Origin of the sequence: Shimia sp. R11_0 (assembly GCF_017744035.1) — a bacterium.
GTDB lineage: Bacteria > Pseudomonadota > Alphaproteobacteria > Rhodobacterales > Rhodobacteraceae > Shimia > Shimia marina.
In genome coordinates, this window is sequence record NZ_JAGHQY010000001.1 from 486,940 (window position 1) to 505,246 (window position 18,307).

At 59.0% G+C, this 18,307-nt stretch carries 16 protein-coding genes, 1 tRNA gene and 1 riboswitch; of the genes, 9 read left to right on the forward strand and 8 right to left on the reverse strand.

The window, feature by feature from the left end; translation table 11 throughout:
* Positions 1-26: 26 nt before the first annotated feature.
* Both J7382_RS02210 and J7382_RS02215 read right to left on the reverse strand, forming a co-directional pair.
* Positions 27-302 (reverse strand): SelT/SelW/SelH family protein, encoded by a 276-nt coding sequence (locus J7382_RS02210; protein ID WP_209066803.1) that lies wholly within the window; start codon positions 300-302, stop codon positions 27-29.
* 66 nt (positions 303-368) lie between these two features.
* Entirely contained in the window at positions 369-1,529 is a 1,161-nt protein-coding gene (locus J7382_RS02215; protein ID WP_209066805.1) for an acyl-CoA dehydrogenase family protein, read from the reverse strand.
* Between the two features lie 77 nt (positions 1,530-1,606).
* Between J7382_RS02215 and J7382_RS02220 the strand changes: the two genes are divergently transcribed.
* The gene (locus J7382_RS02220; RefSeq protein ID WP_209066807.1) at positions 1,607-2,548 is read left to right on the forward strand and encodes a helix-turn-helix domain-containing protein; all 942 of its coding nucleotides are present in this window, start codon (positions 1,607-1,609) and stop codon (positions 2,546-2,548) included.
* A gap of 3 nt (positions 2,549-2,551) precedes the next feature.
* On the opposite strand, the gene J7382_RS02225 is transcribed toward J7382_RS02220, so the two are convergent.
* Positions 2,552-3,547, reverse strand: a complete 996-nt coding sequence (locus tag J7382_RS02225; RefSeq protein WP_209066810.1) for a sterol desaturase family protein — start codon at positions 3,545-3,547, stop codon at positions 2,552-2,554.
* A 33-nt stretch (positions 3,548-3,580) separates the two neighbouring features.
* On the reverse strand, positions 3,581-4,336 hold the full coding sequence (locus J7382_RS02230) for a class II aldolase and adducin N-terminal domain-containing protein (RefSeq protein WP_209066812.1): 756 nt from the start codon (positions 4,334-4,336) through the stop codon (positions 3,581-3,583).
* A gap of 297 nt (positions 4,337-4,633) precedes the next feature.
* Between J7382_RS02230 and ade the strand changes: the two genes are divergently transcribed.
* From ade to J7382_RS02245, 3 genes are all read left to right on the forward strand, one after another.
* Positions 4,634-6,442: an adenine deaminase gene (ade, locus tag J7382_RS02235; protein ID WP_209067558.1), complete on the forward strand. Its 1,809-nt coding sequence runs from the start codon at positions 4,634-4,636 to the stop codon at positions 6,440-6,442.
* On the forward strand, positions 6,439-7,917 hold the full coding sequence (locus J7382_RS02240; RefSeq protein ID WP_209066813.1) for an AMP nucleosidase: 1,479 nt from the start codon (positions 6,439-6,441) through the stop codon (positions 7,915-7,917). The genes ade and J7382_RS02240 overlap by 4 nt, the downstream gene beginning before the upstream one ends.
* A 131-nt stretch (positions 7,918-8,048) precedes the next feature.
* Complete coding sequence (locus J7382_RS02245; RefSeq protein WP_209058508.1) at positions 8,049-8,336, forward strand: HU family DNA-binding protein; 288 nt, start codon at positions 8,049-8,051, stop codon at positions 8,334-8,336.
* Between the two features lie 240 nt (positions 8,337-8,576).
* Here J7382_RS02245 and J7382_RS02250 read toward each other — a convergent pair.
* Positions 8,577-8,652: transfer RNA gene (locus J7382_RS02250), tRNA-Lys, on the reverse strand.
* Between the two features lie 107 nt (positions 8,653-8,759).
* Here J7382_RS02250 and dapF point away from each other — a divergent pair.
* From dapF to J7382_RS02265, 3 genes are all read left to right on the forward strand, one after another.
* Positions 8,760-9,605 carry a diaminopimelate epimerase gene (gene dapF / locus J7382_RS02255; protein ID WP_209066814.1) on the forward strand — a complete coding sequence of 282 codons (846 nt, stop codon included), beginning with the start codon at positions 8,760-8,762 and terminating at the stop codon, positions 9,603-9,605.
* The gene (gene mtaB / locus J7382_RS02260) at positions 9,602-10,879 is read left to right on the forward strand and encodes a tRNA (N(6)-L-threonylcarbamoyladenosine(37)-C(2))-methylthiotransferase MtaB (RefSeq protein ID WP_209066815.1); all 1,278 of its coding nucleotides are present in this window, start codon (positions 9,602-9,604) and stop codon (positions 10,877-10,879) included. Before dapF ends, mtaB begins: the two co-directional genes overlap by 4 nt.
* Before the next feature lie 72 nt (positions 10,880-10,951).
* Positions 10,952-11,599, forward strand: coding sequence for a glutathione S-transferase (locus J7382_RS02265; protein WP_209066816.1), 648 nt, complete (start codon positions 10,952-10,954; stop codon positions 11,597-11,599).
* Here J7382_RS02265 and J7382_RS02270 read toward each other — a convergent pair.
* Entirely contained in the window at positions 11,596-12,036 is a 441-nt protein-coding gene (locus J7382_RS02270; RefSeq protein WP_209066817.1) for a 6,7-dimethyl-8-ribityllumazine synthase, read from the reverse strand. The two genes, J7382_RS02265 and J7382_RS02270, sit on opposite strands and share 4 nt — an antisense overlap.
* Positions 12,037-12,114: 78 nt before the next feature.
* Positions 12,115-12,322: riboswitch (FMN riboswitch) on the reverse strand.
* Between the two features lie 63 nt (positions 12,323-12,385).
* On the opposite strand from J7382_RS02270, the gene J7382_RS02275 reads away from it, so the two are divergent.
* Together J7382_RS02275 and J7382_RS02280 are read left to right on the forward strand one after the other, a co-directional pair.
* Complete coding sequence (locus tag J7382_RS02275; RefSeq protein WP_209066819.1) at positions 12,386-13,015, forward strand: FMN-binding negative transcriptional regulator; 630 nt, start codon at positions 12,386-12,388, stop codon at positions 13,013-13,015.
* A 54-nt stretch (positions 13,016-13,069) separates the two neighbouring features.
* The gene (locus tag J7382_RS02280; RefSeq protein ID WP_209067560.1) at positions 13,070-13,675 is read left to right on the forward strand and encodes a glutathione S-transferase family protein; all 606 of its coding nucleotides are present in this window, start codon (positions 13,070-13,072) and stop codon (positions 13,673-13,675) included.
* A gap of 72 nt (positions 13,676-13,747) precedes the next feature.
* On the opposite strand, the gene fdhF is transcribed toward J7382_RS02280, so the two are convergent.
* Both fdhF and J7382_RS02290 read right to left on the reverse strand, forming a co-directional pair.
* Positions 13,748-16,534 (reverse strand): formate dehydrogenase subunit alpha, encoded by a 2,787-nt coding sequence (gene fdhF, locus J7382_RS02285; protein ID WP_209066820.1) that lies wholly within the window; start codon positions 16,532-16,534, stop codon positions 13,748-13,750.
* A 1-nt stretch (position 16,535) separates the two neighbouring features.
* Positions 16,536-18,227 carry an NAD(P)H-dependent oxidoreductase subunit E gene (locus J7382_RS02290; RefSeq protein ID WP_209066822.1) on the reverse strand — a complete coding sequence of 564 codons (1,692 nt, stop codon included), beginning with the start codon at positions 18,225-18,227 and terminating at the stop codon, positions 16,536-16,538.
* Positions 18,228-18,307: the final 80 nt, after the last annotated feature.

Below are 18,307 nucleotides of genomic sequence, written 5' to 3' on the forward strand. Positions count from 1 at the left end.
GCTGGCCCCCGCGACGCAATATGCGGCTAGCGATCCGAGTGGCCGAGGCTGCGCTCTGGGTCGATCACATCGCGCAGGCGTTGTTTCAGCTCTTTGGCTTCGGGAAAACCGCCATCGCGTTTGCGATCCCACAGCAAGCTGCCATCCACGGTGATTTTGAATGTACCGGGCAGCTCTGCTGGGGCGAGTGTGACGCCTCCCAATGTGTCTTCGAAGGTTTGCAGGAGCTCCTGCGCCATCCAGCCGGCCCGCAAAAGCCATTTGCAGCCCACACAGTAGGTGATTGTCACAACGGGTTTCATGCGGTGTCTCCCTCCGTCTGTCTGGGAGGTTGTGCCGCAGGGGCGGGCGCAACACAATGCTTTCCATCAGGCCCCCAGAGGCCGCAGCAGGTCGCGGCTGATGATGTGACGTTGGATTTCGCTGGTGCCGTCCCAGATGCGTTCGACACGTGCGTCGCGCCAGAAGCGTTCGATGGGGAAATCATCCATCAGCCCCATACCGCCAAAGATTTGCAGCGTGGTGTCTGTCACCCGTGCCAAAGCCTCAGACGCATAGAGTTTGGCGGAGGCAATTTCACGGTTGGCGGGCAGGGCGTTGTCCAGTCGCCAAGCCGCCGCGAGGGTGAGCCAGTCTGCGGCATCTATTTCGGTGATCATATCGGCAATTTGAAAGCCAACCCCTTGGAATTTGCCGATGGGTTGACCGAATTGCTCGCGCTCGGCAGCATAATTTAAGGCGTAGTCAAAACAGCGGCGCGCGCGGCCCACGGAGAACGCGGCAACAGTGAGACGGGTGGCGTAGAGCCATTCGTTCATCACGGCAAAGCCCCCATCGACCTCACCCAGCACCTGTGCATCTGGCAGGCGGCAGTCGTCAAATGTGAGGATATAGTTCTTGTAGCCTTTGTGGCTGACTGAATTGTAGCCTTCGCGCACCTCAAACCCCTGTGTGCCACGATCCACGAGGAAGGTGGTGATGCGTTTTTTGGGACCTTTGGGGGTGTCATCGACGCCGGTGGCGATGAAGACGATGAAGAAATCCGCATGCTCTGCGCCGGAGATGAAGTGTTTGGAGCCGTTGAGAACCCAATCACCACCGTCGCGCTGGGCTTGGCATTTCATGCCGCGCACGTCCGATCCTGCATCGGGTTCCGTCATGGCGAGGGCGTCCATTTTTTCACCGCGCACTGCCGGGAGCAGATAGCGTTCGCGCTGATCGGCGTTGCAGGCCATCAGGATGTTTTGCGGGCGGCCAAAGAAATGGGTGAGCGCCATGGAGCCACGGCCAAGTTCGCGTTCCACCAGTGTGAAGTCCAGATGGGACAGCCCGGCGCCGCCCACCTTCTCTGGGAAGTTACAGGCATAGAACCCCAGGTCTATGCATTTCTGTTTGATCTGATTGCCGAGCTCCAGCGGCACCTGACCGCTGCGCTCCACCTCGGCCTCATGGGGGTAGATTTCATTTTCCACAAAGCTGCGGACGGTGGAGACGATCATCTCCTGTTCTGCGCTCAAACCAAACTGCATGCGGGGGCTCCATGTGCGTGTTTGGGAAAGCATCAGGGCGCTTGACCGAAGAGAAGATGCGGAATTATCACTAAATCATGCAGTATTGGGAAAATTCTCACGCCGCGGTGCAGAATGTGGCTGTGCTTTTGTTTGACGGTTTCTCTAACCATTGTCTGGCCAACACGGTGGAGCCGATGCGCGCGGTCAATCGTTTGACCGGTCGACAGTTGTTTGAATGGCAGTTTGTTTCGCTGGACGGCGCGGTTGTGAGCAGCTCGTCGGGCCTCTCCGTGACACCGCATAGTGCCATTGGCGCGGTGCAGGGCGATTGTTTGATCGTGATGCCCTCTTATGGGTTTCGCGCGCATGGGGGTGGGGGAACGCATCGCGCCTTGCGTGCGGCCGCGCAGCGCTTTGATCAGGTGATCGGCATGGACACGGGCAGTTGGCTGCTGGCGGAGGCGGGATTGCTTGATGGCTATCAGGCGACCATTCACTGGGAGGAGTTGACCGCATTTGCAGAACGCTTCCCAGAGGTGGAGGTTTTGCGAGAACGCTATGTGATGGATCACAACAGGATCACCTGTTCCGGGGCGATGGCGGCCTTTGATTTGATTCTGCATCTGATTGGGCGGGATTTTGGGCAGGCGCTGGCAGTGGAGGTGGCGCAGCTTTTCATGATGCGAGACAGCGCGCGCTCTCACAGCGGGGGGGCAACACCGGCGGGACGGTTGGTCAATCGGGCATTGGCCGTGATGCAGGAGCATCTGGAGCATCCTCTGACCATTGCGCAGGTCGCGGCGCGGGCGGGCGCCACGCAAAAAACGCTGGAGCATCGCATGCGCCGCGAATTGGGCGCGGTGCCTGCGACGGTCTATCGGCGGCTGCGGCTCAACCTGGTGCGCAAGCTGGTGGAAGAGACCGATCTGTCGGTTGCCGAGATTGCCTTGCGCGCGGGCTACGCCAGCCCGGCGGCGATGACGCGGGCCTTCAGGGCAGCCTTTGGCACAACGCCCCGCGCGCTGCGCCAGAACTGAGATCTATCGCGTATACATCTGTTTTTTGTGCGCGCGGGTACGGGTTGTGCCTTCTGCGGAGCCGTCATGAAAGGTGCCAAACCATTTATCAAACGGGATCTCGGAGGTGCCGTAGTTGCATTCGAAATACCTGTGGTGCAGCTGATGGAAAAAATCACCGGATTTGGCGATTTCTGTGTCTTTGGCGATCAGCTTCTCAAAGCCGCAATGGGAGAACACCGGGCTGATCTGTTGAAAATAGCTGTGAAACAACAGATGCAGTGGTGCGGAGGGAATGATCAGGTGGATGAAGTAAGTCGTGAAGTAGAAAAAGTTCTCATACCAGTGGTTTGAGATGCCTGACCAAGGGCCCACATTGACGTTGCGGTGATGGACGGCATGCACATGTCTGTAGAGCTTGGGGTGATGTTCGAGCCGGTGAACCCAGTAAAAATGCAAGCCGGACCACATCGGGATGAGCGCCATCCAGAGCAGACAGGCCAGCGGAGACTGTGCAAAGCTGAGCATGGGCACCCAGCCATTGGCCATGACCCAGTAGATCACGCATTGGTATAGGGTGGCGACGGTCATGGCGCTGCCCAATGTCCACCATATGTTGTCGAGGACCTGATTGTTGAACGTGAAGGTTCCGTTTTTGCGCGTGAGGTCCCGTTTGTCGAACTTCTTACGCATGCCCTGACCTTTGCGCATATAGAGCCACCAGTGCAGCCCCCCTGCAACAAGCGTCTGAGGGATCACGTTCATCAACCAGACCGTGGCGATCCAGCTGATATGGAAGTTTTGCATCTGCTCCAGAGGTGGCAGCACAAAAGCCCAGATGGCAAGGGCGATCAGAAGCGGGACCGTGAGGGCTGTGAGCATGAGCCAGGCCCCGTGATACCAATGCAGGATGGCAGCTGGACGTGGGGGCCAGTCAAATAGCGGATTGAGGCGGACCGGCTCTGGCGGTCGATAGTGCCAACGCTCGGCTTCGGCGTCAGTTGCAAAGTCGTGCGGCATGACGCAATCCTCCCAAATGCGCGTGTCCCGCCATCAAGTGGCGTAGTTGGACCCTTCCTCATCGAGGATGGCTTTCAATTCCGCCAGATGGCGGACGTCCTGTTCGGGATAATCTTCAAGCTCCTGCGCGGTTTTCTCGGCAATCTCATCGGACAGGATGCGCAAAGGCTGGCCGGTTTGCAGGGCGCGGATGTAGGTCTCTGCGGCGCGTTCGAAGTAATAGAGCCGATTGAATGTCTCGGCGACGCTCTGCCCTATGATTAGGACACCATGATTGCCCATGATCATGACTTTTTTCTTTGGGTCTGTCAGCAGCGCAGCGCATCTTGTGCCTTCTTCCTCAAAAGCAAGGCCGCCGTAGCCTTCGTCAATCACGTAACGATTGTAGAAGGTGGCGCAATTCTGATCGATTGGGGGCAGGCGAGAGTCTGCGAGGCTGGCCAGAACGGTGGCAAAGATCGAATGCACATGCATGACGCAGCGGGCGTGGGGGCAGGCGCGGTGGATGCCGCCATGCAACCCCCAGGCCGTGGGGTCCGGCGCATCAGGGCCTTGGAGAGTATCAGGGGCGTTTGCGTCGATCTCCAGAAGGTCGCTGGCTTTGATGCGGGCAAAGTGGCGCTGATTGGGGTTCATCAGAAAGCGGGTGCCATCGGGATCGACGGCGAGGCTGAAGTGGTTTGCCACGCCTTCATGCATGTTGAGACGCGCGGTCCAGCGGAAGGCGGCGGCCAGATCCACGCGATCCTGCCAATGGGCGATGTTTGGGCGTTGGCTGCTGACTGTCATGGCGTAACTCCGTCTTATGGCGCAGTTCAGCACGAAGAAAAACCGATGGTCTGTTCGATTTGCGACCTTTGCAATGGGTCGCAAACAGACAGGTTTCCCTGGTGCGTATCTCGGTGGCTCAGCGGAGCTAAGCCTGGGGCGCGGCCCCCGGCACCGCGCGCGGTGGCCTCCCCCGGGGTGCGCAAACGGTGGGCAGTGTCAGGTGGTGGAGGGTGTGAAATCCTGCAAACTGTGCTTTCGCAAAATCTTCAAACGACAGGCGCTTGAACCCCGGAAGTCTGCGTGTCACCTTGGGCCATGGAACAGACGTATTTTCAGAGCTGGGCGGATGTCGCCCCTCAACTGGTCGCAGTGGCTGCGGGGCGCAGCCCGGCCGATCTTGTCATCAAAAACGGACAATGGGTGAATGTGCACACCCGGGAGATCTTGCCGGGGCATGATATTGCCGTGATCGCAGGGCGGATCGCCTATGTCGGGCCGGATGCCAGCCATTGCATTGGCACCAGCACGGAGATCATCGAGGCCGAAGGGCGCTTTATGATCCCGGGTCTGTGTGATGGGCATATGCACATTGAAAGTGGCATGCTGACCCCGGCGGAATTTGCCCGAGCGGTGATCGGTCATGGCACCACCACAATGTTCACCGATCCGCATGAGATTGCCAATGTGCTGGGCTTGGAAGGCGTGCGGATGATGCATGATGAGGCGCTGATGCAGCCCATCAATATCTTCACGCAGATGCCCAGCTGTGCGCCTTCTGCGCCGGGGCTTGAAACCACAGGCTATGAGATCGGGCCGGATGATGTGGCGGCGGCGATGCAATGGCCCGGCATCATTGGCCTTGGTGAGATGATGAATTTCCCGGGTGTGATCAACGGCAGCCAGCAGATGCTGGCGGAAATCGCGGCCACACAGAAGGCTGGCAAGACCGTGGGCGGGCATTATGCCTCGCCGGATCTTGGCAAGGACTTCCATGCCTATGCCGCAGGGGGACCGGCGGATGATCATGAGGGCACTTGTGAGGCGGATGCGATTGCACGGGTGCGTCAGGGCATGCGCATGATGATGCGGCTTGGATCTGCGTGGTATGATGTGGAAACCCAGATCACGGCAGTGACGGAAAAGGGGCTGGATCCGCGTGGGTTTATCCTGTGCACGGATGATTGCCATTCCGGCACTTTGGTCAACGATGGTCACATGAACCGCGTGGTGCGCCATGCCATCGATTGTGGCTGTGACCCGGTAGTGGCCTTGCAGATGGCGACGATCAACACCGCAACACATTTTGGATTGGAGCGGGATCTGGGCTCCATTGCGCCGGGACGGCGGGCGGATGTGATTCTGACCAGTGATCTGAGAGCTCTGCCGATTGAGCAGGTGATTGCGCGTGGGAAAACCGTGGCCAAGGATGGCGCGGTTCTGGTGGATTGCCCGCATTATGACTGGCCAGAGCATGCGCGTCAGACGGTCAATCTTGGGCGCAACCGCACGGCGGCGGATTTTGAGGTGGCCGCACCAGAGGGGGCGCAGGCGGTCACGGCCAATGTGATTGGCGTGATTGAAAACCAAGCCCCGACCAAGGCTCTGACGGCGGATCTGGCGGTTGTCGATGGCGTGGTGGAAGGTGATGGCGCGCAGGATGTGTGCCAGATCGCGCTGGTGGAGCGGCATTTGGGCACCGGAGGTGTGACCAATGGCTTTGTGTCCGGGTTTGGTTACACCGGTAAAATGGCGATGGCCTCCACAGTGGCGCATGACAGCCACCATATGATTGTGGTGGGCACGGATCGTGCGAGCATGGCGCAGGCCGCCAACCGGCTTGGCGCTGTGGGCGGCGGCGTGACTGTCTTCAAGGATGGCGAAGAGATTGCGCTGGTGGAGTTGCCGATTGCCGGTCTGATGTCAGATGCGCCTGCCACGGAGGTTGCGGCCAAGGCGCAGAAAATGGTTGAGGCGATGGAGGCCTGCGGCTGCACGCTCAACAACGCCTATATGCAGCATTCGCTTCTGGCGCTGGTGGTGATCCCGGAGTTGCGGATCAGCGATCTGGGGTTGGTAGATGTGACAAAATTTGAAATGACTGACGTGATTAAGGCGGTGAAATGACTCCACAGAATATTCCCGTGCATTCCCCAGCGGTGCCTGCCCCTGAAACTTTCACCGATCCCAAGGCGGCGGTGGCGCGTCTGGAAGAGCTGTACCGCATTGCGACTTCTTACCTATGTGAGCAGTTTGGCCGTGCACTGCGCAAGGGGCCGGACGGACATCGCATTCGTGCGTTTTACCCTGAGGTTCGGGTGGCTACGACGAGTTTTGCCCAGGTGGACAGCCGGTTGAGCTTTGGCCATGTGGCAGAACCCGGTGTGCATGCGGCAACCATCACGCGGCCAGATCTGTTCCGGCATTATCTGGAGCAACAGATTGGGTTGCTGCTGGAGAATCATAAGGTGCCGGTGACAGTGCGCGCATCGACCACGCCGATTCCGGTGCATTTTGCGGTCGCCGCCCATAGCGATATGAGCGTGCCGCAGGAGGGGGCGGCGGATTTCACGCTGCGCGACATCTTTGATGTGCCCGATCTGTCGACCACCAATGATGACATTGTGAATGGCACCGCCAGTGTGGGGATGGATGGTGTTGGCCCGCTGGCGCCTTTCACCGCGCAACGGGTGGATTACTCGCTGGCGCGGTTGAGCCACTATACGGCCACGGATCCGGAGCATTTCCAGAACCATGTGCTGTTCACCAACTATCAGTTCTATGTGACAGAGTTCGAGGCCTATGCCCGTCAGATGCTGGCGGACAAAAAGAGTGGCTACACCAGCTTTGTCAGCACCGGAAATGTGGAAATCACCGAGGCGGATGCGCCGCTGGATCCGGTGGACAAACAGCCACAGATGCCGACCTATCACCTCAAACGTGCGGATGGATCAGGGATCACGCTGGTGAATATCGGTGTTGGTCCATCGAATGCCAAAACGGCGACGGATCATATCGCCGTCTTGCGGCCGCATGCCTGGATCATGGTGGGGCATTGCGCGGGGCTGCGCAATTCTCAGAGCCTTGGGGATTTTGTGCTGGCGCATGCCTATCTGCGTGAGGATCACGTGTTGGATGATGATCTTCCGGTCTGGGTGCCGATCCCGGCGCTTGCGGAGGTGCAGACCTCTTTGGAAGAGGCCGTTGCCGAGGTGACGGAGCTGTCCGGCTATGAGCTGAAACGCGTGATGCGCACCGGGACGGTGGCGACCATCGACAACCGCAACTGGGAGCTTCGGGAGCACAGCGGACCTGTGCAGCGGTTGAGCCAGTCGCGCGCCGTGGCGCTGGACATGGAGAGTGCCACAATCGCGGCCAATGGGTATCGCTTTCGGGTGCCCTATGGGACGCTGCTTTGTGTGAGCGATAAACCGCTGCATGGGGAATTGAAACTTCCCGGCATGGCGAGTGACTTCTATAAGACACAGGTCGCACGACACCTGCTGATTGGTATTCGTGCCATGGAACGGTTGCGCGAAATGCCACTGGAGCGTTTGCACTCGCGGAAATTGCGCTCTTTTGATGAGACCGCTTTCCTCTGACCCTACGGAAACTTGTGGAAAACCCATAAAAACTTGGTTTTTAGCAACACAATTTATTGTGTTCACCCACCACATCCCGTTAAATGCCGCCCACGAGGCCCAATATTCGGGCAGACTAATGGAGACCTGAAATGGCGAAACCGATGACCAAGACCCAACTCGTTGCCGCTCTGGCCGAGGACATGGGTTCTGACAAGAAATCCGCAGGCGCAGCTCTGGAAGCCGTATGCGCGCTGATCACTCGCGAAGTGTCTGCTGGTGGTGCAGTGACTCTGCCAGGCGTTGGCAAGATCTACTGCCGTGAGCGTCCTGAGCGTATGGTTCGCAACCCGGCCACCGGTGAGCAGATCAAGAAAGAAGCGGACAAGGTTGTGAAAATGACCATCGCCAAAGCGCTGAAAGACAGCGTGAACGGCTGATCGCGTTGATCGCAGTTACGGAAAGGGTCGCTCTTTTGAGCGGCCCTTTTTGTTTGCGGCCTCTCCTTTGCTTTCGGGGCTGCAATCTATGCGGCTGGGAATGTGCCGGCCAAATGCGCGGAGGGCGCGCCAGAGGGTCGGAAAGTCAGCGGTAAGCAAGGAGAAGAAAAACCGAATACAGCGATCCTTACTCTGTACCTGCATGGCACATTATAAGCATCAGCTTGTATTTGATTTCAGTGGTGAGCCGTATAGGATTCGAACCTATGACCCACTGATTAAAAGTCAGTTGCTCTACCAACTGAGCTAACGGCCCACTCTGTGAGGGCGGGTTCTAGTGTTGTGCGCCGGGGGGGTCAAGCGGATTCTGAGAAAAAAATCGCGCCACTGGAAACTAATTTGGATCGGGCGTATATCCGCCCAATGGATACACGCGCAAACACCCCTTTGCCCTTTATGAAAATGCATGGGCTTGGCAACGATTTTGTCGTTGTTGACGCTCGTGCGCGGGCTTTTGAGCTGACCGAGTCGCAAATCACAGCCATCGCAGATCGCCAAAAAGGTGTTGGATTCGACCAACTTGCGGTGATTGCGCCGGGTGCGGCGGGCAGCAATGCCGATGCGCATTTGATTTTTTACAATGCGGATGGGTCGACCTCAGCGGCCTGTGGCAATGCGACTCGCTGTATTGCACGGCATTTGATGGATGAAAGCGGGGCTGCGTCGCTGACGCTCACCACGGATCGTGGCACATTGTTGGCCCGTGAGGCCGGTGCGGGGCTTGTGTCTGTAAATATGGGCCATCCGCAGTTGGCGTGGGATGAGATTCCCCTCTCCCATGAGATGGACACGCTTGAACTGCCCATTGACGGGGGCCCAACGGCCACAGGCATGGGCAACCCGCATTGCACCTTCTTTGTGGAGGATGTGGCGGCGGTGGATTTGGCCGCTTTTGGTGCGGCCCATGAGCACCATCCGCTTTATCCCGAGCGCACCAATGTACAGGTCGCGCAGATTGTTGGGAAGAACCACATTCGTATGCGGGTGTGGGAGCGCGGCGTTGGCATCACGCTGGCCTCTGGCTCTTCCAGCTGTGCCACTGCTGTGGCGGCGGCGCGCCGGGGCCTCACGGGCCGCAAGGTACAGATTGATCTGGATGGCGGCACGCTCTGGATTGAGTGGGCCGAAGATGGCGTCTGGATGACGGGTGGCACTGAACATGTGTTTAGTGGAGAGTTCACCACCGCTTTTCTGGAGCGCGCAAAATGAGCGTCGCCCCGCCAAAGTTCACCACGCTTGGGTGTCGCCTGAATTCTTACGAATCTGAGGCGATGAAAGACATGGCGCAGTCTGCCGGGCTGGAAAACGCCGTGATCGTGAACACCTGTGCTGTGACGGCTGAGGCTGTGCGCAAAAGCCGTCAGGAGATTCGCCGCCTGCGCCGTGAAAATCCGGATGCCAAGATCATTGTCACGGGCTGTGCTGCCCAGACCGAGCCGGAGACTTTTGCCGCCATGGGCGAGGTCGATAAGGTGGTCGGCAACACCGAGAAGATGCAGCCCGGCACCTGGCAGGATATGGCGCGCCCTCGTGGTCCGGATTTTATTGGTGAGACCGAAAAGGTACAGGTGGACGACATCATGTCGGTCACCGAAACCGCTGGCCATCTGATTGATGGTTTTGGCACCCGCTCGCGCGCCTATGTGCAGGTGCAAAACGGCTGTGACCACCGCTGCACCTTCTGCATCATTCCCTATGGCCGGGGTAATTCGCGCTCTGTCCCCGCCGGTGTGGTGGTGGACCAGATCAAACGGCTGGTGGACAAAGGCTTTAATGAGGTGGTGCTGACCGGTGTGGATCTCACCAGTTGGGGCGCGGATCAGCCGATGCAGCCAAAGCTTGGCGATCTGGTGATGCGCATTCTGAAACTGGTGCCGGATCTGCCGCGCCTGCGCATCAGCTCGATTGACAGCATCGAGGTGGATGAAAACCTGATGATGGCGATCGCCACCGAGCCGCGCCTGATGCCGCATCTGCATCTCAGCCTGCAACATGGCGATGATCTGATTCTGAAACGCATGGCGCGGCGTCATCTGCGCGATGATGCGATCCGTTTCTGTGAAGAGGCCAAAAAGCTGCGCCCCGCCATGACCTTTGGCGCGGACATCATCGCAGGCTTCCCCACCGAAACCGACGCGCATTTTGCCAATTCGCTGAAGCTGGTGGAGGACTGTGATCTCACATGGTTGCATGTCTTCCCTTATTCCAAGCGCGAAGGCACGCCAGCGGCCAAGATCCCCAGTCAGGTGAATGGTAAGGTGATCAAAGCCCGCGCCGCAGAGCTGCGCGCCGCAGGGGAGGCGCAGGTGGCCCGGCATTTGGCCGCGCAGCTGGGCAAAACCCATCACATCCTGATGGAAAACGCCCATATGGGCCGCACGGAACAATTCACCGAGGTGAAGTTTGATGTGCCCCAGCAGGAAGGCAGTATTGTGACTGCAGCGATCACCGCCATCGAGGGGACACAGCTGCGGGCGTCGTAAGATAGGGGGCCAGCCCCCATTGCGCAGACGCGATTCCCCCGGGATATTTTGGGCAAGAGGAAACGTGAGACCATGACAGAGGCCCCGATTCTCTATTCTTTCCGACGCTGTCCTTACGCCATGCGCGCGCGGCTGGCGGTGGCGGTCTCTGGCGTCTCTGTGGAGCTGCGAGAAATCCTGTTACGCGACAAGGCGCCGGCCTTTCTTGAAACCTCGCCTAGCGGCACTGTGCCCTGTCTGAAAGACGGCGCAGAGGTGATTGATGAAAGCCTTGATGTGATGCTCTGGGCGCTGCGCCAGAAGGATCCGCAGAGTTGGCTGGAGATGCCGGAGGCGGGTTTTGCCCTGATTGAGACGGCGGATGGCCCGTTCAAACGCGCGCTGGATCGCACGAAGTATCACACGCGATATGCAGATGCGGATCCCGAGGAGAGCCGCGCAGAAGCCATGCAGTTTCTGAACAGTTTGGAAGATCAGTTGGGCGACGGCTGGCTCTTTGGAGACAAACCGCGCTTGGCGGATATGGCAATCCTGCCCTTTGTGCGCCAGTTCGCCTTTATCGACAAAACCCGTTTTGATGCGGAGGCAGGGCCCAACCTTGCCATTTGGCTGGCGCGGTTTCTGGAGTCTGATGCTTTTGCAAGTATCATGCCCAAGCTGCCGGTCTGGCAGGCGGGGGATGCGCCCACAGTGTTCTGCGGGCACATCGAAAAACCTTAGGCGGCTTTCTGAAGCGACTCGCGGGTTTTCAAGATACCAAGCGCGGCGCGGGCGGCTTCGCGGCCTTTTTCCACAAAATGCGCTTTGTAGATCGCCATGTGGTGTTCGGTTTCCTGAAAGTGGTGCGGCGTGAGCGAGACGGACAGTACGGGCACGCCGCTGTCCAATCCGGCGCGCATCAGGCCATCCACCACGGCCTGCGCCACAAAATCATGGCGGTAGATCCCGCCATCCACCACCAGCGCGGCGGCGGCCACCGCGCCATATCGGCCGCTTTCGGCCAGATCTCGCGCCAGCAGGGGCATTTCAAACGCGCCGGGCACATCAAAAACATCCACCTGCGCCTCTGGGATCAGCTCGCAAAACCCTTTGAGCGCCTGATCGACGATATCGGCATGCCATTGTGCCTTGATGAAGGCAAATCGGGTGTGTGTCATCGTAATCTCCTTTGGTTCAGACACGTCACCCAAGGCGATTACGCGCGCATAAGGCGCAGCCTCGCAGCCACACCCATCGCACGTTCTCTTCCATCCGGACTTTCACCGTCGGCTCTGGCCTCTCACCAGATCTGCTGACACGTCTTTGTTGGCTCCACATCTGATCCCAAAACCGGTTCCCACTTTTGGGGATGTGGATGCATCTGCACTAAGACGCCGCTCGCGGGCTTACGGGGCGTGCCCGCATACCGCCGGTGGGGAATTTCACCCCGCCCTGAGAACGATGGCACCTTGCCAATCTTCGCAGAGCTTTGCAACATCGCGGTTACCCAGAGACGAGGCGCAGATCATGCATCCCAATCCAGCCTTTCGAGGCACCGAGACAGAAGAGAGTCTGACCTTTGCGCGCGCGCGTGGCTTTGGCATGTTGGCGGCCTCCGTTGCAGATCAGGCGCCTTTGATCAGCCATGTGCCTTTTTTGTTGGCGGAAGATGGCAAGAGTGCGGATTTGCACCTTGTGCGCTCCAATCCGATGGTGCGTGCGTTGCATACAGGCGGGGTGGCACGGCTCGCGGTCAGCGGGCCGGACAGTTATGTGTCTCCGGATTGGTATGAGGTCGCGGACCAGGTGCCGACGTGGAATTATGTTGCGGTGCATCTGACGGGGCGTTTGCAAGCATTGCCGCAGGAAGATCTGCCCGCGCTGCTGGATCGGCTCTCGGCCCATTTTGAAGCGGCTTTGACGCCGAAGACGCCTTGGACTCGCGAGAAGATGCAGGGGGACAGTTTTGAGCGCATGCTGCGTATGATTGTGCCGTTCCGGCTGATCATAGAAGATGTGCAAAGCACCTGGAAACTGGGCCAGAATAAGCCTGCAGAGGTTCGGCTGGCAGCTGCACAGCATATGGCAGCCTATGGCTTTGGCAGTGAGGCGCGTGAACTGGCAGCGCTGATGCAATCGCCTTTTGCTGACGTATAGCATTTCGGGTTTTACCTGAAACACATTAGAAACAGAGTGAATGATATGTCCCAATTGAAACTGATCCATTCTCCATCCTCGCCATTTGTGCGCAAAGTTTCCGTGACTCTTGCTGAAACAGGGCAGAGCGCAGACGTTACGCTTGAGGGGGTGAAAACCACGGCGCTTTCGACCGCGGATGCGGCGGCGGCAGCCAATCCTTTGGGTAAAATTCCGGCGCTGGTGCGCCCGGATGGTCCGGCTCTTTATGACAGCCGGGTGATCTGTCGCTATCTGGTGGCCCGGGCCAAGTCCGATCTCTACCCTGAAGAGCGCCTTTGGGATGTCTTGACCTTGGAGGCGACAGCGGACGGCATGCTCGAGGCGGCGGTGCTCATGGTCTATGAAAAACGGCTGCGCCCTGAGAATATGGTGTTTGAGGACTGGATTGAGGCGCAATGGGGCAAGGTTGCGGGCGCGCTTGATGCGCTGAATGAACGCTGGATGAGCCATCTGTTTGGGCCGCTGGATATGGGGCAGATCGCTGTGGGCTGTGCGTTGGGCTATCTGGATTTCCGACATGGAGATCGCAACTGGAGACAGGGCCGTGACGGGCTTGCGGGGTGGTATGCGGAGTTTGCCAAACGCGACAGCATGCTGGCCACAGTGCCAAGCGATTGAGCACCAAAGATATTACACCACCGAAAAGGCCGCGTCTCAGATTGGGACGCGGCCTTTGTTTTTAGGGATCTATCACTCTGCGGCGATGGTCGGCGTTTCGGCCTTTTCCACCTTGAGTGCGGAGAATTTGAACTCCGGGATCTTGCCGTAAGGATCCAGCGCGGCATTGGTCAGGATGTTCGCCGCCGCTTCCACATAGGCAAAGGGCAGGAACACATTGTCCGGTGCCACGGCGCGGTCCATACGGGCCATCACCGTCACAGAGCCCCGCCGCGTGGTCAGGCGCACATAGTCGCCTGGCTCCACACCCAGCTTGCGCAGGGTCGAGGGGTGCAGCGAACAGTTTGCCTCCGGCTCCAGCGCATCCAGCGTGGTGGCGCGGCGGGTCATCGATCCGGTGTGCCAGTGCTCCAGCTGACGGCCGGTGATCAGCACCATCGGATACTCGTCATTCTGCACATCATCCGGCGCAATCACCGAGGCCGGGGTGAACCGGGCCCGCTTGTTTTCGCGCGGGAAGCCGTCGCCAAACACGATGGCCTGACCGGGATCTTCCGGGCTCAGCGACGGATAGGTCACCGCCTCGCCTTCCAGACGCTCCCAGGTGATGTTGTTGAGCGAGCCCATGTTGAGCTTCATCTCCGCAAACACCTCTTTGGGGTGCGTGTAAGACCAGTTCAGCCCCAGACGTTTGGCCAGCTCGACCTCGATCCACCAGTCTTCCTTGGCCTCGCCCGGAGGCGGGGTGACAGGGCGGCCCATCTGGACCTGACGGTTGGTGTTGGTCACCGTGCCGGATTTCTCATACCAGGCAGAGCTTGGCAGGATCACATCGGCGTAGTTGGCAGTCTCGGTCAGGAAGATATCCTGCACCACCAGATGATCCAGCATCGCCAGCGCCTGGCGGGCGTGATCCACATCGGGGTCGGACATCGCCGGGTTTTCCCCGAGGATATACATGCCCTTGATGTCGCCATCATGGATCGCATGCATGATCTCCACCACGGTCAGGCCTTTCTGCGCAGAGAAATCCTCGCTGTCCCAGACCTTGGTGAAGGCCGACCGCACACCGTCATCCATCACCGACTGATAGTCCGGCAGGAACATCGGGATCAGCCCCGCATCAGAGGCCCCCTGCACGTTGTTCTGACCGCGCAGCGGGTGCAGACCGGCGCCCGGCTTGCCCACATTGCCGGTCATCAGCGCAAGGCTGATCAGGCAGCGGGCATTGTCGGTGCCGTGGATGTGCTGGCTGACACCCATACCCCAGAAGATCATGCCGGCCTTGCCGTTGGCAAAGGTGCGTGCCGCATCGCGCAGCAGCTCGGGATCGATGCCGCAGATCGGCTCCATCGCTTCCGGGCTGAAGTCCTTCAGATGGGCTTTCATCTCTTCCCAGTTCTCGGTGAACTGCGAGATATAGGCCTCATCATAAAGCTCTTCTTCCACGATCACATGCATGATCGCGTTCAGCATGGAAACATCCGCGCCCGGCTTGAACTGCAGCTTGTGGGAGGCATAGCGCCCCAGCCCCACGCCGCGCGGGTCACAGACAATCAGCTTGCCGCCGCGTTTGGTGAACTGCTTGAAGTAGGTCGCCGCAACCGGGTGGTTCTCGATCGGGTTACAGCCGATGGTGATCGCCACATCCGCGTTTTCGATCTCATTAAAAGTGGCGGTCACCGCACCGGAACCGACATTTTCCAGCAACGCAGACACCGAGGAGGCGTGGCACAGGCGGGTGCAGTGGTCGACGTTGTTGTGGCCAAAGCCCTGACGGATCAGCTTCTGGAACAGATAGGCTTCCTCGTTGGAGCATTTGGCAGAGCCGAACCCGGCCACATTGGTGCCTTTCTCGGCGCGCAGTTTGGCCAGACCACCGGCTGCCGCATCCAGCGCCTCTTCCCAGCTTGCTTCACGGAAATGGGTCATCAGATTGCCCGGATCCACATTAAGCCCCTTGGGCGGCGCATCCTCGCGCCGGATCAGCGGCTTGGTTAGCCGGTGCGGGTGGTGGATATAGTCAAACCCGAAGCGCCCTTTGACGCAAAGCCGGTTTTCATTGGCCGGACCGTCAATGCCTTCGACATATTTGATTTTGTTGTCTTTGACCTTGAACTTGATCTGACAGCCCACGCCGCAATAGGGGCAGACGCTTTCGACTTCGCGGTCATAATCCGCGCTGTCGCCCGCCTGATTCTCATCCAGCACCGTCGCCGGCATCAGCGCGCCGGTCGGGCAGGCCTGAACACATTCGCCACAGGCCACACAGGAAGAGCTCCCCATCGGATCGTTCTGGTCAAAAATGATCTGGGAGGCCGCACCGCGTCCGCCGACGCCAATCACATCGTTTACCTGAACCTCACGGCAGGCGCGCACACAGAGGTTACAGTTGATGCAGGCGTCCAGATTGACGTTCATCGCCACGTGGCTGGCATCCAGAAGCGGGATCGCCTCTGGCGCTTTGGCGGGGAAACGGGACTCCTCCACGCCCACCTGCTCGGCCATTTTGGAGAAATGGCTGGAGGCATCGTGTTTCACTTCCGGCTGATCCGCTGCCAGCAGCTCGATCACCATCTCGCGGGCCTTCTTGGCGCGGATGCTCTCGGTGTGCACCACCATGCCGTCGCTGGCGGGGCGGATACAGGAGGCCACAAGCGTGCGCTCCCCTTCCACTTCCACCACACAGGCGCGGCAGTTGCCATCGGGGCGATAGCCCTTGGCCGGTTTGTGGCACAGGTGAGGGATCACAAAGCCGTCGCCATTGGCCGCGTCCCAGATTGTTGTGCCTTCCGGCACGGTCACATCTTTGCCGTTCAGGGAAAAGGTCACCATGTTCAGTTGTGCGCCGTCAGCCATCTCAGATCTCCTCCCCAAAGTGTTTCATCACAAGGCGGATCGGGTTGGGGGCCGCCTGTCCAAGACCACAGATGGAGGCATCGCCCATCACCTGACACAGATCTTCGAGAAGAGGCTGATCCCAGCTGTCCGCCTGCATCAGCTTCACCGCTTTTTCACAGCCGGTGCGGCAGGGGGTGCATTGGCCACAGCTCTCATCCTCAAAGAACTTGAGCATGTTGAGCGCCGCATCACGGGCGCTGTCCTGATCTGACAGCACGACCACAGCGGCGGAGCCGATAAAGGTGCCATGCGGTTGCAGCGTGTCAAAATCCAGCGGCACGTCATTCAGCGATGCGGGCAGCAGACCGGAGGAGGGGCCACCGGGCTGATAGGCTTTGAAAACATGGCCCTCTGCCATGCCGCCTGCTGCTGTGATGATGTCCTCAATGGTGGAACCTGCGGGCAGCAGATAGACGCCCGGTTCCGCCACACGGCCGGACACCGAATAGTTGCGCAGACCCTTGCGACCGTTCTTTTCGACCGCATTCAGCACCTGTGGGCCAAAACGGGCAATTCGCGCCACCCAGTAAAGGGTCTCCACATTGTGGACGAGGGTTGGTTGGTTGAAGATACCGACTTGGGCCACAAAAGGTGGACGGTGGCGGGGTAGGCCGCGCTTGCCTTCGATCGATTCGATCATCGCGCTTTCTTCGCCGCAGATATAGGCACCTGCACCACGGCGGACTTCGATGTAATCTTCGGCGACAATGCCCGCATCGACGAGCTTGGCGATCTCCTTTTTCAGGATCTTGATCACACCGGGGTTCTCGTCGCGCATGTAGATAAAGCAGGTCGCCGCTTCCACAGCCCAGGCCGCAATCAGCATGCCCTCAAGGAACATATGCGGGTTGCGCTCCAGATGGTGACGGTCCTTGAAGGTGCCAGGCTCGCCCTCATCCCCGTTCACCGCCAGATAGCGGGGGCCGGGATTGGCGCGCACAAAGCCCCATTTAGTGCCAGACGGGAAGCCCGCACCACCAAGACCACGCAGGCCAGCTTCTTTGATCTGCTCCTGCACCGCTTCCCAATCGCCATTGTCGCGCAGAGCATGCAGGGTTTGGTAGCCGCCATCGGCCATATATTCCACAAATTGCTGATAGTCGCCGATTTGCGGGTGCAACTCACCCGCGTGAATAGCGGCGTTCACCTTTTCATGGGTGGCGTGCTGGATGTGGTTGTGGCCCACTTCGACCACAGGAGCGGTGTCACAGCGGCCCATGCAGGGCGCGCGCAACACGCGGACTTCGGAGGGGTCCATGCCGATTTCCAGCGCTTTGCGCAGCTGTTCGGCACCTGCCAGTTCACAGGACAGCGAATCACAGACGCGGATCGTGAGCGCGGGTGGGGGCGTGTCATCTTCGGCCACCACATCAAAATGCGCGTAGAAGGTTGCGACCTCATAGATTTCGGCCTGCGCAATGCGCATTTCTTCTGCCAGCGCGCGGATATGCGCCGCAGAGAGATGCCCATAAGCATCTTGAATCAGATGAAGATATTCGATCAGCAAATCGCGACGCAGGGGCATGCCCCCGATCAGCGCCTGAACCTCATTTAAGGCGGCATCATCAACCTGCCGCCCTTTGGGCGTACGGCGTGATTTGCCGGTGCCCTTCTTTTTCCAAACGCCTTTTGAGTCGTCCAGCGGTACCATAGTGCTCTCCCTACCAGATCGGCATAGGGTGACATCACTATTGGTGATGATCAATCAGGCAGATTTTATCTTTAGATAAG